Raw genomic sequence first — 25078 nt, forward strand, 5'->3', positions numbered from 1 at the left:
GGGCTAGCGGCGAATTTGTTGAACGGCTTGAAGCATACCGAAAAGGCCAATCATGAGACCGCCGAAAAGCAAAACGGCTACGACTGCGCCCAGTACAATCAGCGCAAACCACTGGATGACGCTGAGGGCATTCAATCCACCAATGAGGGCGATGTATCGTTGAGAAAAGCTACGCCGCACAGAAGCGTCAGCAGGGCCGCTTTGTCGCTGACCGTCGAGGCTTCGAGCTTCACCTGCATGACCAGGGTTTCTATCTCCGTCGCGCGCTGATGCGGCATCAGCCGTTCCAGAGCCATTTGCAGATCGGTGAAGTGTATTGTGATTGACTGCCTGTTCTGCATGGGTCGCCTCATAGGTGGGAATGCCCGATGAGGATGGCGTGTCTGTTGCCGCCGGCGCTATCTGCAATGTCTGCCGTCTGTCATTATTACGGAGGCCTTCTGCAGCGCTCAGTAAGCGGGCCGCTTCACGGGTACTGGCCACAACAAGGCGAGCCCGCGCCTCCTCCATGTGGGTGCGTACTGTGCCTTCGGCTATACCCAGTTCCCTGGCAATTTCCTTTGCCTGAAACCCTCTCGCTATGAGGCGCAAAATTTCTTTCTGGCGCGGCGTCAATGAGTTGAGCCCCGCTTTGATTTCGGTCATTAGTCTGTCCCCGCAACAGCCCGAGCATATTGCACGGTAATTCGACATCGGGCAATGAACCTGGACAGAGGCTGCCGCTATTTGTCGTCTTCCGCGAGGATGGATTTGACAAGTGTCAGGACACCGCGCCGACGGATGGGCGAAAGTTTGGCGAAGTATTTTGCCATCTCAACGCCCTCTGCCGAAATCAGAAAGACGGACACTGTGTTTTCTGTGTCACTGAAGGCCGCCTTACTTTGCAAATCCAGCCCTTCAAAGGCATGGGCGACGGGCATGATTAATACCTGTGACACCTGATAAAGCTTCGACGCGCTGATGCGGTTTGATCCACGCTCATACTTCTGTACCTGTTGAAAGGTGACACCAATCGCGTTGGCCAGGTCTTGCTGACTCATTTTCAATTGTTTGCGGCGATTGCGGATGATTGTGCCGACATGAACATCGACAGGGTGCGCTTCCGACAAGGCTAAACTCCGTATTTAAACGCTATTCTTAACCGACAGATGTCATGGCGCAATAATCCACTGCGTTAAAGAGGGTTCAACTCATCCGCTTTTTTTGAGGTATTGAAAATCACCGCCGCAAGGGCTTGGTACGGGCAGCCGGACTCGAACCGGCATGGATTGCTCCGACGGATTTTAAGTCCGTTGCGTCTACCGATTCCGCCATGCCCGCAAACCGGTCGGCCCTTATAGCAAGGGGCGGAAAACTGTAAACGGTTTTCCGCCCTGCTTTTACGTTACTTACCGTTGGTCGGCTGGAAGGTGACGCTGGTATTGGCGATCATCCACACCGTTGCGGCCCAGGCGGCGACGTTTTGGCTCATCTTCTTCGGGTCGATGCGGTCCAGTGTATCGTCCGCTGTGTGGTGGACATCGAAATAGTCCGTGCCGTTCTGTTGCAGGTCGAAGATCGGCACACCCTTCGCGTTCAGCGGGCTGGTGTCCGGGCCGCCGCCGGTTGCCGGATCACGTTCGATGAAGATGCTGAGCGGATAGAGCACCTTTCCCAGCGTCTTGTTGAAATCGGGTGCGTCACTCTTGGGCAGGGCCAGTGAATAGATGACGTCCGCCCCGAAATCGGACTCGGCGGCGGCGATGTGCTTGTCCGTTTCGGATGATTTGGCATAGGCCACCGCCCCGGACAGACCCAGATCCCCCGGCTGTGACACCTCTTCGGAGCCCCAGAAAACCACGCGCACCGTGCGTTCCGGACGCAGCTTGTGATCGATCATCAGCTTGGCTGTAGCCATGGTGATCGCCACACCAGCGCCGTCGTCGATAGCTCCGGTGCCGAGGTCCCAGCTATCGAGGTGGCCGCCTATGGTGATGATCTCTTCCGGACGTTTGGAGCCCTTGATTTCGGCGATAACATTCTGCGATTGCCCGCCTGTGCGCACCGTGGGAGTGGATAGCATTTTGAGGCGCAGCGGACCGGCTTCCCCCGCGCGTTGCAACTTCAGCAGACGCTCGAACTGTTCGGCATCCGGCGGCGACATGGCAAGAGCCGGCAGGCCATCTACCCCGGTAAAGCGCGTGGCACCGGTGTGGGCGAAGCGATGATCCTCGGTGCCCAGCGAACGCATGACATACCCGACGGCACCGCGCTTCTTGGCCTCGTCCGGTCCACTTCGGCGCACCGAGCCGGAATTGACGCCATAGCCCTGCCCCGTTTGAGTGCGCACGGTGGGTTGCAGAATGACGACGATCTTGCCGGTCAGGTCGGCCTTGGAATCGATGAACTCAGCGTAGGTTTCAAACACGGCCGCCTCGCCCTCTACCCCCTCGGCTGGCGTCGCGCCTGAGCCGCCCAGCGCCGTCACCACCATCTTCTGCGCGAAGGGACCGGTGATTTCGAGGCCTTCGGCCCCGCGTTGCCAGATGACCAGCGGGAAGGTTTCGATGCGGACATTCTCAAAGCCCATTTTTTTCAGCTCGGCCGCCGACCATTCGGCGGCTTTACGCTCGGACGCCGAGCCTGCCGGACGCGCGCCGAAGCGCGTCGTCAGTTGCGTGACGAACTCATAGGCCCCGTTCGATTGCAGGGCCGCGTCCCGCAGGCGCGTGGCGGTGATTTCGGGCGCTTCGGCCACGGCCGCAACCGGGGCAGCGGGCTTGGCCTTCGGCTTGGCGAGGGCCGGGATGGTCACGCAACCCAGCGCGGCGGTGACGAGAAGAAGTGCCTTGAGTTTCATGTTCAATCCTGAGTAACGAGTTCTTCAAAACGGGCGTCGGGGAAGCGTTCGCGGGCCTTTTCGACCACGGCGGGCAGGCCGTCGAGCAAGGCCTGAAACGCCTCATCAAGGGCCTCGCGATTGCGCCCCCGGATGACGAGTTGCGTGCCGAACTCATCGGGGAAGATGCCGAAGGGATAGGAGCCCAGCGACAGGTCGGGATAGTGTTTGTCGAGCGCGCTGAGAATGTCCGCCGCCAGACTTTCGGGCACAAAGGTCGCCTTGACGGTGCGCGCCTGAACCTGTTCGCCCTGACGCAGGCGCGGGGCCACGTCGTTGAGCATACCGGCCATGATGCGCGGCACCCCCGCCATGACGAAGACGTTTTCGATCTGAAAGCCCGGCGCACCGGACACTGGATTAAGGATCAGCGACGCCCCCTCCGGAATACGCGCCATGCGGCGGCTATTGACGTTAAGAAGGCGCGCGTCACCACCATAGCGATCCAGCAGGATTTTCAGCGCGTCCTCACGCTCTGCAATCGTCACCCCAAAGGCCTGCGCCACGCAGTCGGCGGTGATATCGTCGTGCGTCGGCCCGATGCCGCCGGTGGTAAAGACGTAATCTACAGCGCTACGCAGTTCGTTGAGCGTCCGCACAATCTGCGGCGCATCGTCGTGGATCATGCGCACCTCGATCAGGTCGATGCCCAATGCGCCCAGGAATCTGGCCAGCGTATTGACATTGGTGTCCTGTGTGCGGCCCGACAGGATTTCATCGCCGATAATGATAACGGCGGCGGTGGGATTTTCTGTATTGACCGTCATGAGGCAGGCTCCTTATCACGACCCTGAACATTAGAGCGATGTGCGGAAAAGTGTGAGCGGTTTTCCGCAAAAACATCGCGACAAAACAAAAATTTAGAGCGAAATGGCGTTTCCACCCAAAGTCATTTCGCTCTAGCCCCCGGAATCGCTCATGCCATTCGCGCACAGATTTACTCCAGGCCGTCTGGTAACGAGATACAAGCGATTCTTCGCGGATGTCGAACTGGATACGGGTGCAACCGTCGTAAGCCATTGTCCCAATCCCGGCAAGATGCTGGGGCTACTGAGACCGGGCACACCTGCGCTTTTGACCGAAATAAGTGACCCGGCGAAAAAGCTGCGCTGGCGGCTGGAGGCTCTGCGCGAAGGTGATACCTGGGTCGGGGTGAATACGCAGTGGCCCAACCGCCTGATCGGCGACCTGATAAGGGATCAGCAGGTGCCGGAACTGCGCGGCTATGCCAGCCAGCGTCCGGAGGTGCGCTATGGGCACAATTCGCGCATCGACTGGCTGTTGCAAGGACACACTCAGCAGGCAGAGGCGTGGGTTGAAATCAAGAACGTCCATTATAGCCGCGTTCCCGGACTGGCGGAGTTTCCCGACAGCGTGACCGAACGCGGCGCCAAACATCTCATGGAACTGATCGGGCGCGTAGAGGCTGGCGCGCGCGCCGTGGTGGTCTTTTGCGTACAGCGCGACGATGTGTTTCGTTTTGATGTGGCGCACGACCTCGATCCGGTCTTCGGTCGGGCCTTTGCAGCGGCGCGCGCGGCCGGGGTTGAATTTCTGGCCCACGCCTTTCGCGTCACCCCCGATGGCATTACCCACGGCCATGCGCTGGAGATAGAGGGTTAGGCCTCTTTGGCCTTATCGACGCGCCCACCCAGTTGCACCACCGCCAGAAGCGCCGGCATCAGCGCCGCTTCGTTACCGGAAACCGCGAAGTAGATCGGCTTCCAGACCGGCTTGAACTTTTCCTTATAGGCGCGAAGACCGTCGAAATTGTACATCTCGCCACCATAGGCGTAGATCAGCGCCGCGATCTTGTTCCACATGGGGCTTAAAGGCCGCGCCTCCAGCCCGCCCAGCGGGGCCATGCCGAGGCTGAACCACTGATAACCTTCGTCGCGGGCGTAAAAGATCAGCCGCAGAAACAGATACTCCATGATATTGGGCGGGGCCTCTGGCGCATAGCGCATCAGGTCGAGGCTGAGAGAAGTCCGGCCTTCGGCGGCCCACAGATTGGCAAAGGCCATGATTTCACCGCCGATGCGGATGACGGCGATCGGCGTCAGGCGGATATAGTCCGGATCGAAATAGCCCAGAGAATAGCCCTTCTCCTTGCCCTTCTTTTCTTCCAGCCAGGCATCGGAAATGGCTTTCAGGCGCGGCAGATGGGTTTCCACCGCTTCGGGATGCAGCACTTCGAACTGTGCCTCGGCCTGCTCGAACTTGCGCCACACCTGCCGAAAGCCGTAGCCTTTTTTCCCGGCCAGATCGAAGCTCTGCACGGGCACCAGCGCCTCTTCGCCGATCTTAAAGGGCCTTAGCCCCAGATCAATGGCCAGAGGCAGGAACTCCGTCGTTACCCGGTAGATGGACAGCTTGGCATTGGCCAGGGCCGCCATTTCCTTCAACCGCCAGCCCAGCTTTTGTACCTCTTCCGGCGGGCCGACCGGAGCCGACAGGACCACCCAGTTGCGACCCGCGACACCATACATGGCAAAGGCCGTGCGCGCCTCATTCCACAGAATATGCTTGTCGCCGGTAAGCGCCAGCCAGGCCTGCGGGTCCTTCGCCAGCGAAACCACGCCGCGCAGATCCTCCATATCCTCATCATCGGGCAGGTCCGGCGTGGCGCGCGCCAGCCCGAACAGGCGATAGAGGGCAAACAAGGCCACCGTAATAGCGATGACCACCAGACCGCGCAGGAAGCGCGAGACGCTGGCCTCATAGGCGAAGCGCTGCCACAACTCATGGGCATAGGGGGTGCGCTCATAGAAGTAGAAGCCCGCCGTGGCCACAAGGATCAGCACAGTCGCCGTCACCAGCAACCAGATCGGCTTCAGCGTTAGCGTCATCAGACGTGAGCGGCGGTTAAAGGCGCGCTTGCACGGCAGGAGCAGCAGGGCGCAGACCACCATCACCTCGGCTACGCCGAAGGCCAGTTCGCGCGTCATCGACAGGATGGCCCCGGCGACCAGCAGACCCAGCGCCATATACCAGGCCGAATCCAGCCGTTCCCACAGGCCACGCGCCGCAAACAGCAGCAACACCCCGGTGGCGACACCGGCGACGTGCGACAGTTCCACCACCTCAAGCGGCAGCCACTGACGCACAAACGGCATGGCTTCGGGATCAATAGGCGACAGCACCGAAGCCAGCAGGAAGGCGCCGGCCAGCATCATCAATACCGCCATGATCTTGGGCACGGCGACGATGGCCATGTCGAGCACAAGGGCTTTGATGTCTTTGTGATGCTTCATACCCCTCACCTTTACACGGCGCGGGGATTCGCTAAAATCGTTTTGCGGCTTAATACCGACGTTACCCCGCCTTACGGCACCAGGCGTCCTGAATAGCCAACTGGTTGCACAGACGTTCGGCCTGTTGAGGTGAATGTACCGGCCCGATGCGCAGGCGCACCAGCACCTGACCACTAGCGGCGGTGACCGGTTGCAGGATCGGATTGAAATTATCAAGACCCGGATGTTTGGCACGCAGGTCGTGCCACGCCGCTTCGGCCACGGCGCGTGAGCTGAATGAGCCCACCTGAACGCTGCGGACCATTTGCTCGATACCGTTATCGGCGGGTTTGGCTACGGTTTTGAGCACCGGAGCTTTCGCAACTTTTTCAACCACTGCCTTTACCGGTGGCTCTGTCCGGGCCTCGGTCTGGGTCTGGGCCAGCCTCGTCGTCGCGGCAGGAGAAACGCCCGTCTCTAGCGGCGTGTCCGCGTCAGGGCGCTCCATATCGAGCGGATTGACCACGCGGATCAGATTACCGGCGGCGTCCTTCGGCACGGCGGCCAGCAGGCCATCCTTGCCCGTGGTCAGTTCCTTGACCGTCTCAAAAGCCAGTTGAATCTGTTCGTCACGCGTAGCGGAGGAGGAAGATTCCGAAGCGGATGACGCTTGGTCACCCTTTCCTTCGATGTCGATTTCGGCTAAACGCGCGGCCATCCGCTGGAAATCCTTGCCGTCGCCCTTGGGCATATCGCACCCCGACAGTCCGGCCGCCACGCAGGCGACGGTCAGCAGAGCCAGTCTCGAAACGGAAAAGAGAGAGCGCATAGCCTCATCCTCTCACAAGCCGTTTAAATCGTCGTTAGTAATTTTGGTTAATGCCCCATGTCCGCTTCCGCTGCTTCTCTCCTGCCCCGCGTCCGCGACCTGAGCGCCCTGCGCGACGCGGTTTCCGGCTTTCGCCGCAAGGGGCTGCGTATCGGCTTTGTGCCGACCATGGGCGCGTTGCACGACGGGCATCTGGCGCTGGTGCGGCATGCCAAAACCTTAAGCGACGTGGTGGTGGTTTCGGTCTTCGTAAACCCTAAACAGTTTGCGCCGCATGAGGATTTCGACCGTTATCCGCGCACCGAGGACAAGGACGCGCAGCTTCTGGAAAGCGTTGGGGCGGACCTGCTCTATCTGCCGAGCGTTGATCTGATGTACCCCGCCGTCTTTGCCTCAAGCGTCCACGTCGAAGGCCCGGCGCGCGAACTGGAAGGCACCTTCCGCCCGCAGTTTTTCGACGGCGTGGCCACAGTGGTCATGAAGCTTTTCAATCAGGTGCAACCCGACGTCGCCGTCTTTGGCGAAAAGGATTACCAGCAGCTTCAGGTCGTAAAGACCTTTGTGCGCGATCTCGATCTACCAGTGAATGTCGTTGGGATGCCGACCGTGCGCGAAGCCGACGGTCTGGCCCTGTCGTCGCGCAACGCCTATCTCAGCCCAGATGAACGCCAGACGGCGGCGCGCCTGATCGTCGAACTGAACGCCGTGGCTGAAGCCGTGCGTTCCGGTGGCGACCGCGAAAAGGCGCTCAACACGGCGAAGACCAACCTTCTGGCCGCCGGTTTCGGTCCGGTGGACTATGTGGAGCTGCGCGACGCCGATACGCTGGCGGTTGCCGACGCGCAGACGCCGAACCTGCGCCTTCTGGCGGCGGCGTGGCTGGGCAAGACGCGCCTGATCGACAATATCGCGGTTTAAGGGGTTAGCCGGCGTACAGCAGCGTGTCCCAGATCATGCCGGAATAGTGTCTGAGTTCAAAGCGATAGTCGGGCCGCATGTCCTGGATCAGGGCGCTCAGGCGCAGGAGATCGTCGGATGTGTGGTAGGCGCTGATGGCCAGTTTCGGCCGATAGGTCTCAATCGTCCGGCGCATCCCTTCGAGGGCCGGACCTTCGGCGCCTTCGATATCCAGCTTGACGAAGGTGACCTCCCCCAGATTCAGCGCATCAAGGGCGACCACCGGCACCTCAATGCTACCGTCGGCGTCGATACGGCTCCCCATCGCCCCTGTGGCTGAAAACCGCACCGTGTCGGCCTGGCTCCACAGGCCGGCGGCGTGACAGGTCACGAGCGGCGTCGCGGCAAAGGCCTCACTCAGGGCCGTAAAATTTTCAGGATCTAGCTCAAATGCGTGCACCTGCCGACATGGCCCGCCCAGATGCCCGAAGAAGGCGCGCACCGTATCGCCATCATAGGCTCCGCCATCGACCAACACATCATCACGCGACGGCGGGCAAAGCGCATTGTCGAGATAGATCTGATCCTGCGGCCGGACAATGCCGTCCAGCGCCGCCGCATCCCAGGTCAGACGGTAGGCCAGAAGCGCCGACAGGGTGCGAAGGCTTTCGGTGTCCGTGAACAGCTCTTGCCCCAGACGATGGATGGCGGCGACCTCGTCGCGGTCCGAAAAGGCCTGAAGCGCCGTAAACATGGCATTGCCGCTAAAGGTTTGCCCCAGCTTTGGCATGACCTCGAAATAGAACAGTAAGGGCCCCGGATGCGCGCCCCAGATGGCCTGAAAATGCTTGGCCGGTTTTTCCGAGCCGGCACAAATGACGCCGACCGCGTCGGGTGTCTTTGTCAGAAGCTGACTCAAGGCCGCGTCGCCAATCACCGGCAGGCCGTAAAGGCTTTGCCCGTCGCGCAGATTATCGACCACGGCGATGACATTCAGCCGCTCGCAGGCATAGCGGACAAAGCTCTGGGCCATCACCGAGCCCGCTCCCAGAAGCACCAGCGGCACGCGGTCATAATCGAGATCGGAGCGTGCCCGGCTTAAGGCGTCAAGACGCGCCAGAAACCCGGCATCGCCAAAATCCACAGGCCCGTCCAACAGTTCGCGATAACGCATCGACGTTCCTCCGCCTGTGACTTTCTCCGGGCGTCAGTCCCCGGCGATTCGTCGCCAGCTTAGCACAGAGATCGTCACCACGCCCCGGCGTCGCGCAGGGCCGCGATCAGGTCTGCCGGTAGAGCCTCGCCTCCCACCCCTTGCGGCAGGTCGCGCGGCGAATCCTTGACCTCCAGATAGCGCCAGCCCTGAAACGGACGGCGCGGCTGCGGCTCGGTCAGGATATGTTCGGTCGAAACCGTGATCAGGCATTGCGGCAGGTCGCCCTCCACCGTGTCGATGGCTACGATCGGCCGCCGCACCAGAATGACCCCCTTGATCACCCAGTAGAGCGAACCGCCATCCAGCAGTTCTTCGGCGCGTTTGGGCGTCTGGCGCGTATGGATGGTGCGGGTCTTGTGTCCTTGCTCCCAGCGGAGCAGGTCATCGACCGTATCGGCCCCCACACACAGCTTGACCAGATTAACGCTCATCCTACGCAAGCTCCACAATTTTTAACCACATTGGCAACAGCGCCCGCTGGGGCTATCTATGGGCAAGAGACTCATAATTCAAGGCCACCCGCATGGCGGAAGACACCTCTCTCGAAGCCGCCCTCGCCCGACTGTTCAACACGCCGACCGGACTGAAGGCCGCCAGTTGGATCACCCTGACCGGCGGCACGCGGCTGTTCAGCGCCGGTGACGAGTCCGATCACCTCTATCTGCTGCGCAGCGGACGCATGGGCGTGTTCCGCCACGACGACGACCATCAGGGTCTGCACCTGATCGGGGTGATCAAGCCGGGGGAGCCGGTGGGCGAAATGTCGCTGATTGCCGACACGCCGCACACCTCGACCGTCATTGCTCTGCGCGACTGCGAGCTGATGGTCCTGCCCAAGGCCGACTTCCTCAAGGCCATCGAAGCCGCGCCGGACGTGCTGCTGGCCCTGTCGAAGCAAATGATCGAACGCGCCCGCTCCGGCACCCCGCGCGAAGGCCGCCGCCACAACACCCCGAATGTCTTCGCTTTTTTTGCGCTGAACGACATCATCGTCCGCCCGCTGGTCGAACGTATCGCCGAACAGGTACGCGCGCTGGGCTATCGCGTCGCCGTACTCGACAAGGATCACCACGGCACCGGCGCCGATATTTTCGCCGAAGCTGAGGCGCACAACGACTACGTGCTGCACGTCGCCGAAAAGGCGGAAAGCCACTGGCGGCTGCTCAGTTCACGTCAAGTCGATCACACCTTCTGGATCGCCGACGCCCGCCACCATTCGCAGCGCCCCCACAGCGACCCGGCGCGCCTGCCGGCCAGCACGCTGAACCTCGAAGACTCGCAACTGCTCGACCCGCTGGGGCTGCAACGCGCGCCCGATCTGATCCTCATTCAGGCGCAGGAGGCCGACGGGCGTAAGGTGATCGCGCATACGCGCGACTGGCTGGACGCCTTCAAACCGGCGCGCTGGTTCCACGTGGGTGAACACTCGCTGCCCGACGCGGCGCGCATCGCCCGCATCGTCACCGGCCATTCCATCGGCGTGGTGTTTTCCGGCGGCGGGGCGCGCGCCTTTTCGCACATCGGCGCGGTACAGGCCCTGCGTGAAGCCCACATCCCCATCGACTTTATCTGCGGTTCGTCCATGGGGGCGATCATCGGCGGCTGCGTGGCACTCGACTGGTCCGACGCTGAAATCGACGCCCATATCCGCGAAGCCTTTGTCGTCTCCTCGCCGCTGGATGACGTCACCTTCCCCTTTGTCGCCCTGACCGGCGGGCGCAAGGTCGATCAGCGGCTGGAGCAGCATTTTGGCGACGTGCTGATCGAAGACCTGCCCCTGCCCTTCTTCTGCCTGTCATCCAATCTGACCTCCGGCACCATCAAGGTGCACAAGACCGGCCGCCTGCGTCAGGCCCTGCGCGCCTCCATCTCCCTGCCGGGCGTCATGCCGCCCGTGGTCGAACACGATCAGGTGCTGGTCGATGGCGCGGTGATGCGCTCCTTCCCGGCGCTGATGATGCGCAATTCGCATCTGGGGACGGTGATCGGCGTCGATGTGACGCGCGCCAAGGGTATCGACCCCAAAAGCGTGCACGTCCCCAAAAGCCTGCCGACCTGGTTCCTCAAAGGCGACTGGCGCAAGGGGCCACCGATTGTCTCGATACTGATGCGCTCGGCCACCATCACCACGGCGGCGGATCTGGAGCAAAGCCGTCTGGCCTGTGACCTTTTGATCATTCCCGAACCCGAAGGCGTCGAAATCCGCGAATGGCACGCCTATGATCTGGCGGTGGAATCCGGCTATCAGACCAGCGTGCAAAGCCTGGCGCAGCTTGCGCAACCCGTGACGCAGCTGCGCAAACTGGGCATCAGCCTGCACCCCAATATCCCGGTCTTTACGCCGGACGACAGCTTCCTCACCCCGCCGCGTCCCGATAAGCTGAAATACACGCTGAAACCACAGGGCGTCACCCTGCCGCGTTTTCTGAAGGGGCCGAAAAAACCGCAGCCCAAACTGTAGCGGTAAGCCGCAAAGCGGGGTAGGAAGCGTTCAACAACTCAGCAGGGTCCGGCATGAAAATCTTCACCTACAACGTCAATTCGGTCAATGCGCGCCTGCCCTTGATCCTGGAGTGGTTTGAGGAGACGCAGCCCGATGTCTGCGCCCTTCAGGAACTGAAATGCCTCGACGAAAAATTCCCCTATGAGGCCTTTGAACGGCTGGGCTACAATGCCGCTGTGCACGGGCAAAAGACGTGGAACGGCGTGGCCCTGTTGTCCAAGCGACCCTTGATCGACGTGGTGCGCGGCCTGCCGGGCGAGCCGGAAGACGAGCAGTCGCGCTATATAGAAGCCGTGGTCGATGGCCCGGTGCCGGTGCGTGTCACCTCGATCTATCTGCCCAATGGCAACCCGATCGGCACTGATAAATATCCTTACAAACACCGCTGGTACAAGCGCTTGCAGGCGCGGGCCAAAGAGATACTGGCCTTTGAAGAGATCAGCCTTTTATCAGGTGATTTCAACACCATCCCGACAAGAGCCGACCTCTACCGGGAATCGGCGTGGCTGGATGACGCGCTTTATCAGCCGGAGACGCGCGCCGCCTATCAATCATTGAAAAACCTCGGCTATAGCGACGCCTGCGACCTGAGGCCGCCCGAAGGCAACCGCTACACCTTCTGGGACTATCAGGCCGGGGCGTGGCAAAAGAACGAGGGCATCCGCATCGACCACCACCTGTTGTCGCCGCAGGCCGCCGACCGCCTGAAAGGCTTTGAAATCCACAAAGACGCCCGCGGTCGCACCCATGACGATGCCAAACCGTCGGACCACGTCCCGGTGGGCGTGGAACTGGACGTTTAGCAGGCACTATACCTATTCTTAACCCGATACCGGTAAGGACTGATTAAACATATGATCGGTCATGTAACGGTGTGATGGAAGAAGCCTTCCGCGTCATCTTGTGGTTTGCCTTTGCGGCCCTGCTCCTGACCCTCGTCGCGTCAGGGGCCCTGTGGTGGTATGAGAGCACGCGCCGCCTGACGCGCGGCCTGACCGCCGCCATCGGCAAGGCCCCGGACGCCATCATCTTTGATACCGGCACGAAAAAGGCCGCTGGCCTCGACTTCACGCACGGCGATCTGGCCATTCTGTGGGATCTGGGGCGGCACGGGCTGGTTTTTACGTTTGATGAAATCGAAGGGGCGGAACTGATCGTCGATGAGCGCGTGGTCGCCCGCACGCAGAAGGGTGAACCGCGCCGTGTGCTCGAAGAAACCTATCCGGGGGCGTCGCGCGTCGTGTTGCGCCTGATCTTCAACGATCTGGAAACGCCGGAGTTTGAGGTCACCCTGTTCGGCGACCTGACGACTCATGCGGCCTACCCCAAAACGGCCAGCGAGGCGGTACAACTGGGCCGTAAATGGCTGTCACATATCGACGCGGTGATCAAACGCACGCCGCCCAAGGCGCAACCGGTCCGCCCGACGGCGCCTGAACCCCAAATCGAACGACCGGAGCACGATTAAATCCACACCTGTGGCGTGCGGGCTCTTAACGGCTGCGCCAATTCGTGGTTAATATGCCGTCATTGTTCGTATTTGGGGGTTGAACGCAAGCGCCGTGAACCAGTATCTGCCGACCATCATCATCCTGACGGCAGCCGCCCTGGCCATCCTGCTTATCCTTTACCGGATATGGGATTCGCGCGTCGAAGCGCCCAAAAAGCTTGAGGACGAAGTCGCTGAGGCGCTGAATGGTGCCAAGGCCGATGTGGCCTCCATCGAACCGGCGCGCAAGGCTGCGGCCGCCCTCTCCTATCTCGGCAATCGCTGCGTCATCGTGCGCGAGTTCGGAAAACTGCCGACGCGCCTCTACAGCATGGCCGAACTGATCGGCATCGAGGTCTTCGTCAATAACAAGGTCGCCGCCCGCATTATCCGCGGCGGCGCGCACAAGATGTTCGACGATATCGCACCACAGGTGGATCGCGTCACCATCCGCCTGATGTTCAACGACCCGTCAAAGCCCGATTTCGAACTGATCCTGTGGGATCCCAATGACGCGCTGACGGCGCGCGCCGAAGGGCCGAGGGCCGCCATGGAAACCGCGCGGCGCTGGTTCTACCATGTCGAAGCGATTATCCGTAAACCTTTGGCCGAGATCGAAAAAGAACTGACGCCCCCCGCGCCGCCGCCGCCAGAACCCACCCCCAAGCCGCCGGTTCACGATCATCGCACTGATGACACGGACAATGACGACGCCCCGCCGCCGGCACCCAAAACAGCCCCCAAGGACGGCGACGTGCTCAATTCCCCTTTGATTCAGTACCTGTAAGGCGATCTTCTCATGTGGACCCTGGCTCTGGCCTGCGCCTTCTTCATCCTGATTCATATTCTGGTGTCCGGCTCCGATCTGCGGCAGCAGATGATCGGCGCCATCGGCACCCGCACCTACTTCATCCTGTTCAGCCTGTTGTCGATCATGGGTTTTTTCTGGATGATCGCCGCCTATTACGACTCGCGTGGCGACCCGGCCAATCTGCACCTGTGGTCGGCACCGTTTGTCCTGAAAATTCTGGCCTTCGGGGTCAACTTCATTAGCCTGATGCTGATTATCGTCGGGGCCCTGAGCCCCAGCCCGACGGCCCTGCGCTCGCTGAGCAAACTGCCCGACCATCCGATCAGCGGCATTATCCGCATCAGCCGTCACCCGGTGCTGGCCGGTATCGGCCTGTTGTCGGCGACGCACCTGATCACCACCGGCACGCTGGCCGCCTGGGTGTTTTTCGGGACGTTACTGGCGCTGAGCCTCCTTGGGGCCAACAGCATCGACCGCAAGCGCGAAGAAAAGTACGGCGAGTCCTATCAGGCGATTATGCGCGCGACCTCCATCCTGCCCTTCCTCGCCATTGCACAGAAGCGGGTACGCTTTGAACCGTCGGAGCTGGGCGTGCTGCGCGTCATGGTTGCCACCTCGGTCTTTACCTGTCTGGTGGTGCTGCACGAACTGCTGTTCCTGCGGCCGGCGCTTTGAGGTTTGTCACGGCAAACTCTTTATTTTTCACCCTGTGCGCGAATGTTGACGGGCGACTTCCCGACTTCGGTGCAACGCCGCAAAAAAATCCTTAACGCCCCATTGATCTCATCACAAATGTTTGAATAACTGCGGATAGGATGCGGAACCGGGGTAAACGCGCGGGTATTTCATGAAACTGACGGCAACGACAATCTTGCTGTTTCTGATCTCGGTGAGCCTCGTGTTCGCCAGTCTGATCGGCTATTTCCGCCCGTTCGAGGGCGAAGGCGTCGATTTCATGACCCAGTACAAGTATGTGCTGATGGGTGCGGGTTATGCCGTGCTGGCCTTTGCCGTGATTTTCAAAAGCCGGTAAGATTTAGCCACGAACGGCACGAAAAACACGAATGCCGAGCGGCAACTCTGTTCGTGCCCAAAGTACATTCGATGTGCGGGCGTATTTACGGCATCAGGCGCTTCGCGCGAAACATCCCCACAAAGACGTTCGTGATATGAGTCCTAAGCCTCGTCCTTACCCGACACGGCGTCATCAATCGCCAGCGCCAGACACAGGGCTTTCAGCGCCTCTTCGCCGGTGGCCAGAGGCTTATCGCGCTGTCCCGCTACCGTATCGAGGAAACGAAACACGCTGGTCCCCAGCGGGTCACGCGCAATATCGGCCTGCGCAAAGTCGGGATTGAGTTCGAACGGCGTGCCATTTTCAAACTTGCGGTTCAGCAGGTCGATAAACACTTCCCCCGACGGATAGACCAGCCGCATGGTGCGTTCGCGCGCCTCGGCCATGCGCGACGCCGCAAAGGTCGCCACAAAGCCGTCGTCGAACTTGACCTCGGCCGAGACCTCATCGGCGCCCACGGCCGTGTATCCGGCCTCTTCACGAAAGCGCGCCGATACCTCGACACCGCCGGCCTCTCCGGCGGCCAGGGTCAGCCCCAGATCGAGGTCGTGGATCATCAGATCAAGCACCACCGACACGTCGAGATTGCGCGTCGAAACCGTGCCATTGCGCACGGCTTCCATGCGCAGCGGACGTTCCGGCACCGCGTAAAGCCCCATGGCCTCAAACACAGCGCGCTCCTGATGGCCACAGGCCAGCACCACGCCCTTTTCGGCGGCCATAGCGACCATGGCGTCACCGTCTTCGACCGTGATAGCCAGCGGCTTTTCGACATAGGTGTGCACCCCCGCCGCCAGTGCCTTCAGAGCGACCTGAGCGTGTGCAAAGGCCGGGACGGCCACGGTAATCACATCCAGTTCGGCCAGAAACGCCTCGAACTCATCGCCGCCAAAAGCCTTGACGCCCAGCTTTTCAGCCGCGGCCTCGGCGCGAGATTTATCGAGATCGTAGATACCCACAAAGCGAACATGGCCGGCCGCTTCGGCCTCCTTGTACTTGTTGGCGTGATACCCCCCGAAAACGCCGGCACCGGCGACCCCTGCGCGTAGGACGGTCATGAGCCTCACACCCTTGTAAGCATTGAATTGCGCCCGTTGTACACAGGATTTCCCCCCTTGTGTAACCATAAAAGCGGTATTCGCGCCGACAATGCACAGTTTAGGGTTTGGCCACGCCGCCACCTTGGGCTAAAAGCGCCCGATTGTTTGCCCCCGTATTTGTCCCCGTATCGGAGTAGCCCTATGGCGCGTCTTTTCGGAGCCTATGTGATCGTTGACTGGAGCGCCGCCGAGGGCAAGAAGACCGGCGAGTCTTCGGTATGGATCGGGGTGATGAAGCGCGATGTGCGCTTTCGCCTGTCCTACGAAGGGCATAATCCGGCTACGCGCGCCGAAGCCGTTGCGCTTCTGAAAACCCTCCTCGCCGATCTGCACAAGCGCGGCGACCGGGTTTTCGTAGGATTCGATTTTAATTTCGGCTTCCCGCGCGGCACGGCGGCCAAGCTCGGCCTCGATGGCTGGGCCCAGATGTGGGACTTCCTCGTCAAGAACGTCGTCGATAAACCCGACAACACCAATAACCGCTTTGCGGTCGCCGCCAAGATGAACCGGCTGATGACCGATGAGGCCTATCCCTTCTGGGGCTGCCCCAAGAGCGCGGCGCAGAAGTGGCTTTCGACGCTGAAACCCGCCTCTTACGGCGACTTCCTGGAGTTTCGCCTGACCGAAGAGGCGGCGCGCAAGCTCGGCAAATCGTCACAGGCCAAGAGCGTGTGGCAGATGCACGGCGCGGGCGTGGTCGGCGGTCAGACCCTGCTGGGGATTCCGGCGGTGCGCGCCGTAAAGACGGCCCTTGACGGCAAGGCGGTCATCTGGCCGTTTGATACTGGCTTTGGCGCGCTAAACGAAGAAACGCTGGACGGCGTGAACACCGTGCTGGCCGAAATCTATCCGTCCCTCTATCCCGGCGTCGCGGAACCCGGCGAAGTCAAGGACGCGACCCAGGTGCGCCTGACGGCCACGGCTCTGGCTGAACTGGACGACAAGGACGCGCTGGCCGCCAAATTCGCCGCCCCGGCCCACCTCAACGCCGACGAAGCCGCCATCGCACTGGGCGAAGAAGGGTGGATTTTGGGGGTCTGATCGGGCAGGCTCAGGGCATGAAAACCCTGCTCATCTATGCCCTCGCGGCCCTGTGCGAAATCGGTGGCTGTTTCAGCCTCTATGCGGTGCTGCGTCTGCACAAGTCGCCGCTGTGGCTGGTGCCGGGCCTGATGTGCCTGATGGCCTTCGCGTGGCTGCTGACCCTGCCCGACAACGGGGCCGCCGGGCGCACCTACGCTGCCTATGGCGCCATCTACATCGCCGCCTCGTTCGGGTGGATGTGGCTGATCGAAAAGCAAAAACCCGACCTGTGGGACGGGTCGGGCTTGCTGGTTTGCCTGATCGGGGCCGGGCTTATTCTGTGGGGACCGCGCGCATAGCGGTCAGGGCCTTCTTGTCCAGCCACATAAAGCGCGCCTGAAGCAGGATGGCCGACACCCAACTGGCCAAAGCCGCCGCATAGATCAGGCCCGGCACCCCCTGCCCGACGTGCAGCGCCAGCCAATAGCCCACCGGCAACATGACCAGCCCGTAGGCGATATAGTGCAGCACCGGTGCCACTACGACGTCCTGACGCGCGCGCAGGGCCTGCGCCGTCACCACCTGCACGCCATCGGGCACAAAAAACAGGCAGGACAGCAAAAGCGCCGCCTGCACCCCGCCGCGCAGGGCGTCGTCCGACGTATAGCCCGACGCGATCCACTGCGACCCGATCAGCACCACCAGACAGACGCCCATCATAAAGGCCGCCGCCGCCGAAAAGCTGACCCGTCCCATGCGCGCCAGCCCCGGCATATCCCCGGCCCCATAGGCGCGCCCGACCAGCACCGAACAGCCGATGGCCAGTCCCATCGGCACCATGAAGACGATGGAGGCAAAGTTGAGCACAATGGCCCACACAGCGACCGCCTCTTCGGAAATGCGCCCGGCAAACAGGGTCATGCCGGCAAAGGCCGCCACCTCGATGAAATAGGAAGCCCCGGCCGCATAGCCAATCTGACGCTGTTCGCGCCCGCCCTGCGGGTCAGGTATGTGTCGCTTCAACAGGCCATATTGCGCAATGCCCGGAAGGGTCAGGACATAGACGATCAGCGCCACCATAACGCAGGCGCGCGCGATCAGGGTGGAAAGCGCCGCCCCCATCGCCCCGTCGCTGTCGATGCCGGGAAGGGTCACGACGCCCGGCACCAGCAACAGCAACAGCACGCCATTGATGACATTGCCCGCCCAGGTGAAGACGAGGCCCGGACGGGTCCGCCCCAGCCCTTCGAGAAATTCCGAGCCCGCCACGGCGATCATGTAAAACGGCATGGAGAGGGCGAAGACCAGCAGAGGGCCGGATGCACCATCGGCCATGTCTGGCTTGACGGCCAGATGCAGCAGACCCGGCCCGGCGAGGAACAGTACCACTGCCGCAAAAAGACCAAGGACGATGGCATAGACCATGCCGCGCTGAAACACCGGCCCGATGCGGTGCGGCTCATCGGCCCCGATAAAATGCGCCGTCTTGACCTGAATCCCGACCAGCAGGCCAATCGAGGTGACGAGGAAGATCGAGGTCGGGGCCCAGGCCAGCGAATGATAGCCCAGTTCGGCCGCGCTGTAGTGCCCGACGATCAGCGTGTCCATCAGCCCCATCAGCATGAAGCCGAGACGCGACCCCACCACCGGCCACGACAGATGAAACAGTTCCTTGAAGGCGGCGGTATAGAGGGCTCTGGTCATGCCCCCGCCTGTAACCGGTTTCGCTTACCGCATCAACGCCGTGATCACGGTTCTGCTGACAGGTAATGACGGTGGTCAGCGCTACGCGGCGCGGCGACCGACAAAGGTCTCTACTGCTGCAGACAGGCTTTGCAGGGCATCGGTCACACGCCGGGCCGTATCATCCAGACGCTGATTGGCTTCGCGCGAATGGGCCACGTGAGCGGCCGCGTCCCGCACAGCCTGTTGCGTGGTGTCGGCATTACGCGCCGCCGTGCTGGCGCCGTTGGAGATGGCCGCCGCCGCCGTACTCTGTTCATAAACCGCACCGTGGATGCCCGCCGACAGGTTCTCGACCTCGGTCAGGACGCCCGTGATCGTGCGGATGGCCTCAACCGTTTCCTGGGTCGCCGTCTGGATGGCGCTGATCTGGCTGACAATATCTTCGGTGGCCTTGGCCGTCTGATTGGCCAGCGACTTGACCTCGGTGGCGACGACGGCAAAGCCCTTGCCCGCATCCCCGGCTCTGGCCGCTTCGATCGTGGCATTCAGCGCCAGCAGATTGGTCTGTTGCGCAATAGCCTGAATGAGATTGACAACATCGCCGATGCGGCCAGCCGCTTCGACCAGTTGCCCCACCTTTTGCGAGGCGAGTTCGCCCTCCTGTCCGGCCTTGCGGATGACGTCCGAGGCACTTTGCACCGACGCCGTGACCTCTTCGATGGTCGCCGCCAGTTGCGTTGTGGCTTCGGCCATATCCGCGACAGAGCCAGAGGCCTGCGCACTCGTCTGCGCCGCCTGTGCCGTGGCGCGCTCGGTCTGGCCGCCTATGTCGCGCAGGGTGTGGCTAAGGTCGGTGAAGGTACCGATATCGCTCTTTAGCGTGCCAAACAGGCCGCGCACCTGTTCCAGAAAGCGCTCGACGTCCTGCTGACCGGCATCACGGCGCGCCAGAGCGGCCGCGGTTTCCTCAGCCTGCTGGCGGCGCATGGCCTCGCGTTCGCGGGCGGCCTCGCGCAGGTCCGTAACGGCACGGGCGATCAGGGCAATCTCGTCCTGCCCCGCAGCGTGCGGAATATCACGATCCAGTTGCCCCTGCGCCACGTCGCGGGCCGCCGAGGCAATCCTCTGAATCTTGCCCAGTTCGCGGCCCAGCAGCGGATAAAGCACCGCAATGGTCGCCAGCAGCGTCCCGACCGCAAACCCCAACAGCAGAAACGCCTGCGCCCACAGGGCCTTGGTAATATCCGCCACCTTGGACACACCAACGAACAGAATGCCGATCACCTCACCCGCACCGTTGCGGATAGGGGCATAGGCGGTCTGGTAATCCTCACCCAGAATGGCGGCCTTGCCAAAATAGGGTTCTCCACGGCTGATCGATGGCCAGGCGGCACTGTCCTTACCCAGATTGGTGCCGACGGCGCGGTTGCCGTCCGGCTTGATGACATTGGTGCTCAGGCGGACAAAGTCGCCGGGCTTTTCCGCATCGACGCCGAATACCGTGACATAGCCCTTGTTGATCTTGCCCGTATCATCGACCAGCGTGTGATCCTCAGGCGGCGTGACGCTCTCGGCGGTGACCGCGGTTACCACCCCATCTGTGATCCCGACCTGCGCACCATTGGCCTGCGAATAGCGATCGGCGGCGACGCGCAGGGACCATTCGAGGTCGCGGCGCACCTGCGCTTCGAGATTGGAGCGAAAGTTGAAAAATTCGATCCCGGCGATGGCGAGTACCGCCACGCTGACACACGCAAATGCTGCCGACAGAATACGGCCGCGCAGGGTAGAAAAAATCGACATGGTACGCCTCAGACAAACGGGAAAGTCTGACTGCGACTATTTGTCGCTATGGTAACCAAGTTATTAAAGGGCAGGGTTGCAAACAAAAAAAGGGCCGCCGAAGCGACCCTTTTCCAAACCAAGCGCTGTGAGCAGGCTCAAGCCGCTTTGGTCACCTTGTCTTTCAGGCCTTGCAGACGCTCGGCCACGAGGAAGCTCAGTTCCAGCGCCTGATCGGCATTGAGGCGCGGGTCACAATGCGTGTGGTAGCGGTGGCTCAGTTCGTCCTCACTCAGGGCGTGCGCGCCGCCCAGACATTCGGTGACGTTCTGACCGGTCATCTCAAGGTGCAGGCCACCCGGATGGACGTTTTCCGACGCCGCAATGTCGATGAAGGAACGCACTTCCGACAGGATGCGGTCGAAGGGGCGCGTCTTGTAGCCATTGGCCGCCTTGACGACATTGCCGTGCATGGGGTCGATCGACCACACCACCGGCACGCCGTGTTCGCGCGACGCCTTCATCAGACGCGGCAAGCGCTCAGCCACCTTGTCCGAACCAAAGCGGCCGATCAGGGTCAGGCGGCCCGGAATACCTTCCGGATTCAGCGCGTCGATCAGACGCTTCAGATCGTCGGGTTCCAGCGTCGGGCCACACTTGACGCCGATGGGGTTCTTGATCCCCTGCATGAAGTGGACATGCGCCCCATCGAGCTGACGGGTGCGCTCACCGATCCACAGGAAGTGGGCCGAGGTGTCGTACCAGTCGCCGGAGGTCGAATCGACGCGCGTCAGGGCCTGCTCGTAATTGAGCAGCAGCGCTTCGTGCGAGGTGAAGAAATCGACCTGACGGATTTCCTGCGCTTTGTCCGAAGTGATGCCGATGGCCGACATGAAATTCAGCGTCTCGGAAATCTTTTCGGCCAGTTCACGGTAACGCTCACCCTGCGGCGAACCGGACACGAAGCCCAGCGTCCACTTGTGGATGTTGTAGAGGTCCGCATAGCCGCCATTGGCGAAGGCGCGCAGCAGGTTCAGGGTCGAGGACGACTGATGGTAGGCCTTGACCAGACGCTGCGGGTCCGGAATGCGCGCTTCGGGCGTGAATTCCATGCCGTTGATATTGTCGCCGCGATAGCTTGGCAGGGTCACATCGCCGATGGTTTCCACCGGCGAGGAGCGCGGCTTGCCGAACTGACCGGCGATGCGGCCCAGCTTGACCACCGGCTTGCCGCCGGCAAAGGTCAGCACCACGGCCATCTGAAGGATCAGGCGGAAGGTGTCGCGGATATTGTCGGCCGAAAACTCCTTGAAGCTTTCGGCGCAGTCGCCGCCCTGCAACAGGAAGGCTTCGCCATTGGCGACCTTACCCAGCGCAGAGGTCAGGCGACGGGCTTCACCGGCAAAAACCAGCGGCGGCAGCGTGGCGATTTCGGCCTCAGCGGCACGTAACGCCGCCGCATCGGGGTAATCGTCAGGAATGTGGAGCGCGGGGCGCGCGCGCCAGCTATGGGGAGACCAGGACTTGTTCATGGCCGCTATTTAAGCGGAGGGCGAAGCAAACTCAATATCCACAATCGTCGAAATCTGCCAAAACCGCTGAGAACACAGTAATTTATAGTATATTCCGCAACTACACCCTGTTTTTCAGACCTTTTGTGAGGCGGTACGCGCCATCAGATAGATGGCTGTTACGAGCGCCATCAGGGCCAGCCACCATTCCTGCCAGATGCCGAAGCTGAGCTGCGCAATGACAAATACTGCCGAAAGCGTCGCCAGCGCATAGGGCCGCGGATCGGTTTGTAGGGAGGCCTCGGCTTTGGACAGTTCGCGTAACTCAGCAAAGCCTGCGGACGGCACTTCCGGGGCCCCGCGCCCGATGCGCAGAACCAGCAAAACCCACACCGCTGCCAGCAGGAACAGGCCGATATACCCCAGTTCCAGCCCGACCTGTATCGACATATTGTGCGGATGCAACGGGATAGATTTGCCGAAATGGCGACTGGCGTCGAAGCCCCAGCCCAGAAACGGCTTCTGCAGGATCTTCTGCGCCGCATACTCCCAGATATCGAGGCGCGCATCCCATGAGGCGGGTAGAAACTGACGCACATTGTCCCCCCAGTCCAGACGCCGGATAAGGTCGATGATCAGGGGGGTGAACAGGATTTTCAAGCCGACCAATACGGCCATGACCTTGTAGATACCTATGCCAGCGATGACCGGAAAACGGCGCACAATCCAGAACACGGCTCCGGATATGATCAAGGCCATCAGCGGCGCACTCCCCCCGGTCACCAGCGGCGCGATAATACAGGCGGCGAGCGCAACGAGTTTAACCACACGCAACCGGTGCTCTCCGGCCAGCATGAGTGGCCAGTAAAGTAGCACAAAGGCATAGGTGGCGAGCGACACCTTGACCATGGCGAGGTCGGGGCGAATAGGTTTATAGAGCGCAGCCGACACGGCCTGATAGAGGCGCGCACCCGACAGGGCATCGACAATGATCAGGCCGCACAGGCCGATATAGGCGTACAGCATCACGTTCATCAGGCCGGACGCCGTTTTGGGCTTCATAGCCCAGGCTGCCAAAATCAAAGCGCCGTACCACAGGGGCTGAAGCATGATCTTCAGCCATTCCTGATCTTCCCAGGTCTTGTACTGGCTGAAATCAGCCCCGCTATTGAGATCGTAAAGCAGGGTCGAACGCGACACCAGCCACAGCAACAGGACCAGCAGTACCACGCCAATCCAGCCAAAACGACCTGCATAGCGCCAGTACCCCAGTAGCAGCAGCCCGCCAAAGGTCGCCGTCAGCGCATAGCCCAGCGGTCCGGCATAGGTAAAGAACGCCAGAAAGACGAGCGTGATCCCCATGATCACACCCGTGTAGGAGGGCAACGGCAATATTGAAGCTTTGGTCGGGGTCATGTGAACAATCTTTTCGCGAACGCCCCGCTCATAGGTCCGAATTGGTGCAGGAATAAGACAAAAATTGCTGCGCCGCAATATTTATCCCCAAGCTTAGGGCGGAATGATTTCCAATAGAATCATTCCGCTCAAGCCGCCATTGAGGCGGCGGCCAAGGTGGCGAAGCCACCGCCCGGCGAGGGACTAAACAAAAATCTAGATCATTATGTTTCCACCAGAAATCATAATGATCTAGAGCCAAGCTTACGCCATCCGCTTGTCCCGGAGCGTGACGAACTCTTCCGCTGCCGTCGGGTGGACGGCGCAGGTGGCGTCCCACTGGGCCTTGGTCAGGCCCGCCTTCACGGCGATACCGGCCATCTGGATGATTTCCGCCGAGTCCGGCCCCACCATGTGCGCGCCCAGCACCATATCGGTCTTGTGATCGACGATCAGCTTCATCAGGGTGCGGCTTTCGCCCGCCACAAAGGCCGTCTTCATCGGCTTGAAGCGCGCCGTATAGATATCGACGCGGATACCGCGCGCCACGGCGTCCTGTTCGGTGAGGCCCACCGTGCCGATCTGCGGCTGCGAAAACACCGCCGTGGGGATATTGGCGTAGTCATAGGCCGTCGGATTGTCTTTGAACGCCGTCTCGACAAAGGCCACGGCCTCGCGGATGGCGACGGGCGTCAGGTTGCAGCGATTGGTAACGTCGCCCACGGCAAAGATATGCTCAACCGCAGTACGCGAATAGGCATCGACCACCACCGCGCCATCGCGGTCCAGCTCAACCCCGACCTCGGTCAGGCCCAGCCCGTCCGTATGCGGGCGGCGGCCGGTGGCATAGAGCACCTTATCGACCGTCAGTTCGGTGTCATCGGTCAGGGTAATCCTGATGCCCTTATCGGTTTTTTCCAGTTTTTTGGGGTCGGCGTGGCACATGACCTTGATGCCCTTCTTGCCGATCTCCTGCGTCAGGTGCTCACGCACCTCCTGATCGAAGGCGCGCAGAATCTGATCACCGCGATAGAGTATGTGCGTATCGCTACCCCAGCCGTTCATGACGCCCGCAAATTCCACCGCGATATAGCCGCCGCCAACAATAGCGATGGATTTCGGCAGCTTATCCAGAAGGAACATGTCGTTGGAGGTGATGGCCAGTTCATGCCCTTCGACCTCTTCCGGCACGAAGGGCTGCCCCCCGACGGCGATCAAGATGGTTTTGGCGGTCACCTCATAGGGCGTGTCGCCATTAGTCGGCGTCAGATGCACCGTATGCGGCCCGGTGAGCTTCGCCCAGGCGGGGATCAGGTCCGCCCCGGCTTTGACCAGATTGGCGGCATAGATGTCGGACAGGCGCGACACCTCAGCCAGATTGGCATTGCGGAACTTGGTCCAGTCAAAGCGGCCCGTCTGCGCCTCCCAGCCGAAGCCGCGCGCATAGGCCACCTGCTCCGGCACTTCGGAGGCATAGACCATGAACTTTTTGGGGACGCAGCCGCGCACCACGCAGGTGCCGCCCGGCTTGTCGCCTTCGGCCACGCCGACCTTAAGGCCCAGTTGTGCGCTCAGCCGCGCCGCACGCACCCCGCCGGAGCCGGCCCCCAGCACAAAAAGATCATAGTCGAATGTGGACATGTCGCGCTT

Annotated in this window: 24 protein-coding genes and 1 tRNA gene; 10 read left to right on the plus strand and 15 right to left on the minus strand. The window is 61.3% G+C overall.

Going from position 1 to position 25078, the window contains the following annotated elements:
- Positions 1–3: 3 nt before the first annotated feature.
- From ACK8OE_RS01225 to ACK8OE_RS01245, 5 genes are all read right to left on the minus strand, one after another.
- Entirely contained in the window at positions 4–645 is a 642-nt protein-coding gene (locus tag ACK8OE_RS01225; RefSeq protein WP_290798656.1) for a response regulator transcription factor, read from the minus strand.
- A gap of 77 nt (positions 646–722) precedes the next feature.
- Positions 723–1109 carry a helix-turn-helix domain-containing protein gene (locus tag ACK8OE_RS01230; protein ID WP_410271057.1) on the minus strand — a complete coding sequence of 129 codons (387 nt, stop codon included), beginning with the start codon at positions 1107–1109 and terminating at the stop codon, positions 723–725.
- 126 nt (positions 1110–1235) lie between these two features.
- A tRNA-Leu gene (locus tag ACK8OE_RS01235) sits at positions 1236–1320 on the minus strand.
- A gap of 64 nt (positions 1321–1384) precedes the next feature.
- On the minus strand, positions 1385–2839 hold the full coding sequence (locus ACK8OE_RS01240) for a M20/M25/M40 family metallo-hydrolase (RefSeq protein ID WP_410271058.1): 1455 nt from the start codon (positions 2837–2839) through the stop codon (positions 1385–1387).
- Between the two features lie 2 nt (positions 2840–2841).
- Positions 2842–3645, minus strand: coding sequence for a competence/damage-inducible protein A (locus ACK8OE_RS01245; protein ID WP_410271059.1), 804 nt, complete (start codon positions 3643–3645; stop codon positions 2842–2844).
- 151 nt (positions 3646–3796) lie between these two features.
- Here ACK8OE_RS01245 and sfsA point away from each other — a divergent pair, with 151 nt between their 5' ends.
- Positions 3797–4501 (plus strand): DNA/RNA nuclease SfsA, encoded by a 705-nt coding sequence (gene sfsA / locus ACK8OE_RS01250; RefSeq protein WP_410271060.1) that lies wholly within the window; start codon positions 3797–3799, stop codon positions 4499–4501.
- Here the strand turns inward: sfsA and ACK8OE_RS01255 are convergent.
- Both ACK8OE_RS01255 and ACK8OE_RS01260 read right to left on the minus strand, forming a co-directional pair.
- Positions 4498–6132, minus strand: coding sequence for a phosphatidylglycerol lysyltransferase domain-containing protein (locus ACK8OE_RS01255; protein WP_410271061.1), 1635 nt, complete (start codon positions 6130–6132; stop codon positions 4498–4500). The two genes, sfsA and ACK8OE_RS01255, sit on opposite strands and share 4 nt — an antisense overlap.
- A gap of 61 nt (positions 6133–6193) precedes the next feature.
- Entirely contained in the window at positions 6194–6940 is a 747-nt protein-coding gene (locus ACK8OE_RS01260) for an SPOR domain-containing protein (protein WP_410271062.1), read from the minus strand.
- 57 nt (positions 6941–6997) lie between these two features.
- Here ACK8OE_RS01260 and panC point away from each other — a divergent pair, with 57 nt between their 5' ends.
- Positions 6998–7858 carry a pantoate--beta-alanine ligase gene (panC, locus tag ACK8OE_RS01265; protein ID WP_410271063.1) on the plus strand — a complete coding sequence of 287 codons (861 nt, stop codon included), beginning with the start codon at positions 6998–7000 and terminating at the stop codon, positions 7856–7858.
- A 4-nt stretch (positions 7859–7862) separates the two neighbouring features.
- Here panC and ACK8OE_RS01270 read toward each other — a convergent pair whose 3' ends face one another.
- Together ACK8OE_RS01270 and ACK8OE_RS01275 are read right to left on the minus strand one after the other, a co-directional pair.
- Positions 7863–9011, minus strand: coding sequence for an FkbM family methyltransferase (locus ACK8OE_RS01270; protein WP_410271064.1), 1149 nt, complete (start codon positions 9009–9011; stop codon positions 7863–7865).
- A gap of 74 nt (positions 9012–9085) precedes the next feature.
- Positions 9086–9484 carry a DUF1489 domain-containing protein gene (locus tag ACK8OE_RS01275; protein WP_410271065.1) on the minus strand — a complete coding sequence of 133 codons (399 nt, stop codon included), beginning with the start codon at positions 9482–9484 and terminating at the stop codon, positions 9086–9088.
- 92 nt (positions 9485–9576) lie between these two features.
- On the opposite strand from ACK8OE_RS01275, the gene ACK8OE_RS01280 reads away from it, so the two are divergent.
- The 6 genes from ACK8OE_RS01280 (at position 9577) to ACK8OE_RS01305 (ending at position 14889) form a co-directional block, all read left to right on the plus strand.
- On the plus strand, positions 9577–11514 hold the full coding sequence (locus tag ACK8OE_RS01280; RefSeq protein ID WP_410271066.1) for a patatin-like phospholipase family protein: 1938 nt from the start codon (positions 9577–9579) through the stop codon (positions 11512–11514).
- A 53-nt stretch (positions 11515–11567) separates the two neighbouring features.
- Positions 11568–12359 (plus strand): exodeoxyribonuclease III, encoded by a 792-nt coding sequence (xth, locus tag ACK8OE_RS01285; RefSeq protein WP_410271067.1) that lies wholly within the window; start codon positions 11568–11570, stop codon positions 12357–12359.
- A gap of 74 nt (positions 12360–12433) precedes the next feature.
- On the plus strand, positions 12434–13024 hold the full coding sequence (locus tag ACK8OE_RS01290; RefSeq protein ID WP_410271068.1) for a hypothetical protein: 591 nt from the start codon (positions 12434–12436) through the stop codon (positions 13022–13024).
- Positions 13025–13118: 94 nt separating this feature from the next.
- Positions 13119–13832, plus strand: coding sequence for a hypothetical protein (locus tag ACK8OE_RS01295; RefSeq protein WP_410271069.1), 714 nt, complete (start codon positions 13119–13121; stop codon positions 13830–13832).
- A gap of 12 nt (positions 13833–13844) precedes the next feature.
- Positions 13845–14531 carry an NnrU family protein gene (locus ACK8OE_RS01300; protein ID WP_410271070.1) on the plus strand — a complete coding sequence of 229 codons (687 nt, stop codon included), beginning with the start codon at positions 13845–13847 and terminating at the stop codon, positions 14529–14531.
- 172 nt (positions 14532–14703) lie between these two features.
- On the plus strand, positions 14704–14889 hold the full coding sequence (locus ACK8OE_RS01305; RefSeq protein ID WP_290798691.1) for a hypothetical protein: 186 nt from the start codon (positions 14704–14706) through the stop codon (positions 14887–14889).
- Between the two features lie 143 nt (positions 14890–15032).
- On the opposite strand, the gene ACK8OE_RS01310 is transcribed toward ACK8OE_RS01305, so the two are convergent.
- Positions 15033–15989 carry a Gfo/Idh/MocA family protein gene (locus tag ACK8OE_RS01310; RefSeq protein WP_410271071.1) on the minus strand — a complete coding sequence of 319 codons (957 nt, stop codon included), beginning with the start codon at positions 15987–15989 and terminating at the stop codon, positions 15033–15035.
- Positions 15990–16172: 183 nt separating this feature from the next.
- Here ACK8OE_RS01310 and ACK8OE_RS01315 point away from each other — a divergent pair, with 183 nt between their 5' ends.
- Positions 16173–17072: a cobalamin biosynthesis protein CbiG gene (locus ACK8OE_RS01315; RefSeq protein WP_410271072.1), complete on the plus strand. Its 900-nt coding sequence runs from the start codon at positions 16173–16175 to the stop codon at positions 17070–17072.
- Between the two features lie 17 nt (positions 17073–17089).
- Entirely contained in the window at positions 17090–17413 is a 324-nt protein-coding gene (locus ACK8OE_RS01320) for a YnfA family protein (protein ID WP_410271073.1), read from the plus strand.
- On the opposite strand, the gene ACK8OE_RS01325 is transcribed toward ACK8OE_RS01320, so the two are convergent.
- From ACK8OE_RS01325 to gor, 5 genes are all read right to left on the minus strand, one after another.
- Entirely contained in the window at positions 17388–18758 is a 1371-nt protein-coding gene (locus tag ACK8OE_RS01325; protein WP_410271074.1) for an MATE family efflux transporter, read from the minus strand. The two genes, ACK8OE_RS01320 and ACK8OE_RS01325, sit on opposite strands and share 26 nt — an antisense overlap.
- Positions 18759–18839: 81 nt before the next feature.
- Entirely contained in the window at positions 18840–20543 is a 1704-nt protein-coding gene (locus ACK8OE_RS01330; RefSeq protein ID WP_410271075.1) for a methyl-accepting chemotaxis protein, read from the minus strand.
- Between the two features lie 137 nt (positions 20544–20680).
- Entirely contained in the window at positions 20681–22054 is a 1374-nt protein-coding gene (locus ACK8OE_RS01335; RefSeq protein ID WP_290798709.1) for a class II 3-deoxy-7-phosphoheptulonate synthase, read from the minus strand.
- A gap of 114 nt (positions 22055–22168) precedes the next feature.
- Positions 22169–23449, minus strand: a complete 1281-nt coding sequence (locus tag ACK8OE_RS01340; RefSeq protein ID WP_410271076.1) for an O-antigen ligase family protein — start codon at positions 23447–23449, stop codon at positions 22169–22171.
- Between the two features lie 243 nt (positions 23450–23692).
- Entirely contained in the window at positions 23693–25069 is a 1377-nt protein-coding gene (gene gor / locus ACK8OE_RS01345) for a glutathione-disulfide reductase (protein ID WP_410271077.1), read from the minus strand.
- Positions 25070–25078 lie beyond the last annotated feature (9 nt).

This window comes from Asticcacaulis sp. W401b, assembly GCF_046503825.1.
Taxonomy (GTDB): domain Bacteria; phylum Pseudomonadota; class Alphaproteobacteria; order Caulobacterales; family Caulobacteraceae; genus Asticcacaulis.

Bases quoted from the DNA above. Each gene is read 5' to 3' on its own strand.
- ACK8OE_RS01225 (WP_290798656.1), bottom strand. From the start codon at position 645: ATGACCGAAATCAAAGCGGGGCTCAACTCATTGACGCCGCGCCAGAAA.
- ACK8OE_RS01240 (WP_410271058.1), bottom strand. From the start codon at position 2,839: ATGAAACTCAAGGCACTTCTTCTCGTCACCGCCGCGCTGGGTTGCGTG.
- ACK8OE_RS01245 (WP_410271059.1), bottom strand. From the start codon at position 3,645: ATGACGGTCAATACAGAAAATCCCACCGCCGCCGTTATCATTATCGGC.
- sfsA (WP_410271060.1), top strand. From the start codon at position 3,797: ATGCCATTCGCGCACAGATTTACTCCAGGCCGTCTGGTAACGAGATAC.
- ACK8OE_RS01255 (WP_410271061.1), bottom strand. From the start codon at position 6,132: ATGAAGCATCACAAAGACATCAAAGCCCTTGTGCTCGACATGGCCATC.
- ACK8OE_RS01260 (WP_410271062.1), bottom strand. From the start codon at position 6,940: ATGCGCTCTCTCTTTTCCGTTTCGAGACTGGCTCTGCTGACCGTCGCC.
- panC (WP_410271063.1), top strand. From the start codon at position 6,998: ATGTCCGCTTCCGCTGCTTCTCTCCTGCCCCGCGTCCGCGACCTGAGC.
- ACK8OE_RS01270 (WP_410271064.1), bottom strand. From the start codon at position 9,011: ATGCGTTATCGCGAACTGTTGGACGGGCCTGTGGATTTTGGCGATGCC.
- ACK8OE_RS01275 (WP_410271065.1), bottom strand. From the start codon at position 9,484: ATGAGCGTTAATCTGGTCAAGCTGTGTGTGGGGGCCGATACGGTCGAT.
- ACK8OE_RS01280 (WP_410271066.1), top strand. From the start codon at position 9,577: ATGGCGGAAGACACCTCTCTCGAAGCCGCCCTCGCCCGACTGTTCAAC.
- xth (WP_410271067.1), top strand. From the start codon at position 11,568: ATGAAAATCTTCACCTACAACGTCAATTCGGTCAATGCGCGCCTGCCC.
- ACK8OE_RS01290 (WP_410271068.1), top strand. From the start codon at position 12,434: ATGGAAGAAGCCTTCCGCGTCATCTTGTGGTTTGCCTTTGCGGCCCTG.
- ACK8OE_RS01300 (WP_410271070.1), top strand. From the start codon at position 13,845: ATGTGGACCCTGGCTCTGGCCTGCGCCTTCTTCATCCTGATTCATATT.
- ACK8OE_RS01305 (WP_290798691.1), top strand. From the start codon at position 14,704: ATGAAACTGACGGCAACGACAATCTTGCTGTTTCTGATCTCGGTGAGC.
- ACK8OE_RS01310 (WP_410271071.1), bottom strand. From the start codon at position 15,989: ATGACCGTCCTACGCGCAGGGGTCGCCGGTGCCGGCGTTTTCGGGGGG.
- ACK8OE_RS01315 (WP_410271072.1), top strand. From the start codon at position 16,173: ATGGCGCGTCTTTTCGGAGCCTATGTGATCGTTGACTGGAGCGCCGCC.
- ACK8OE_RS01320 (WP_410271073.1), top strand. From the start codon at position 17,090: ATGAAAACCCTGCTCATCTATGCCCTCGCGGCCCTGTGCGAAATCGGT.
- ACK8OE_RS01325 (WP_410271074.1), bottom strand. From the start codon at position 18,758: ATGACCAGAGCCCTCTATACCGCCGCCTTCAAGGAACTGTTTCATCTG.
- ACK8OE_RS01330 (WP_410271075.1), bottom strand. From the start codon at position 20,543: ATGTCGATTTTTTCTACCCTGCGCGGCCGTATTCTGTCGGCAGCATTT.
- ACK8OE_RS01335 (WP_290798709.1), bottom strand. From the start codon at position 22,054: ATGAACAAGTCCTGGTCTCCCCATAGCTGGCGCGCGCGCCCCGCGCTC.
- ACK8OE_RS01340 (WP_410271076.1), bottom strand. From the start codon at position 23,449: ATGACCCCGACCAAAGCTTCAATATTGCCGTTGCCCTCCTACACGGGT.
- gor (WP_410271077.1), bottom strand. From the start codon at position 25,069: ATGTCCACATTCGACTATGATCTTTTTGTGCTGGGGGCCGGCTCCGGC.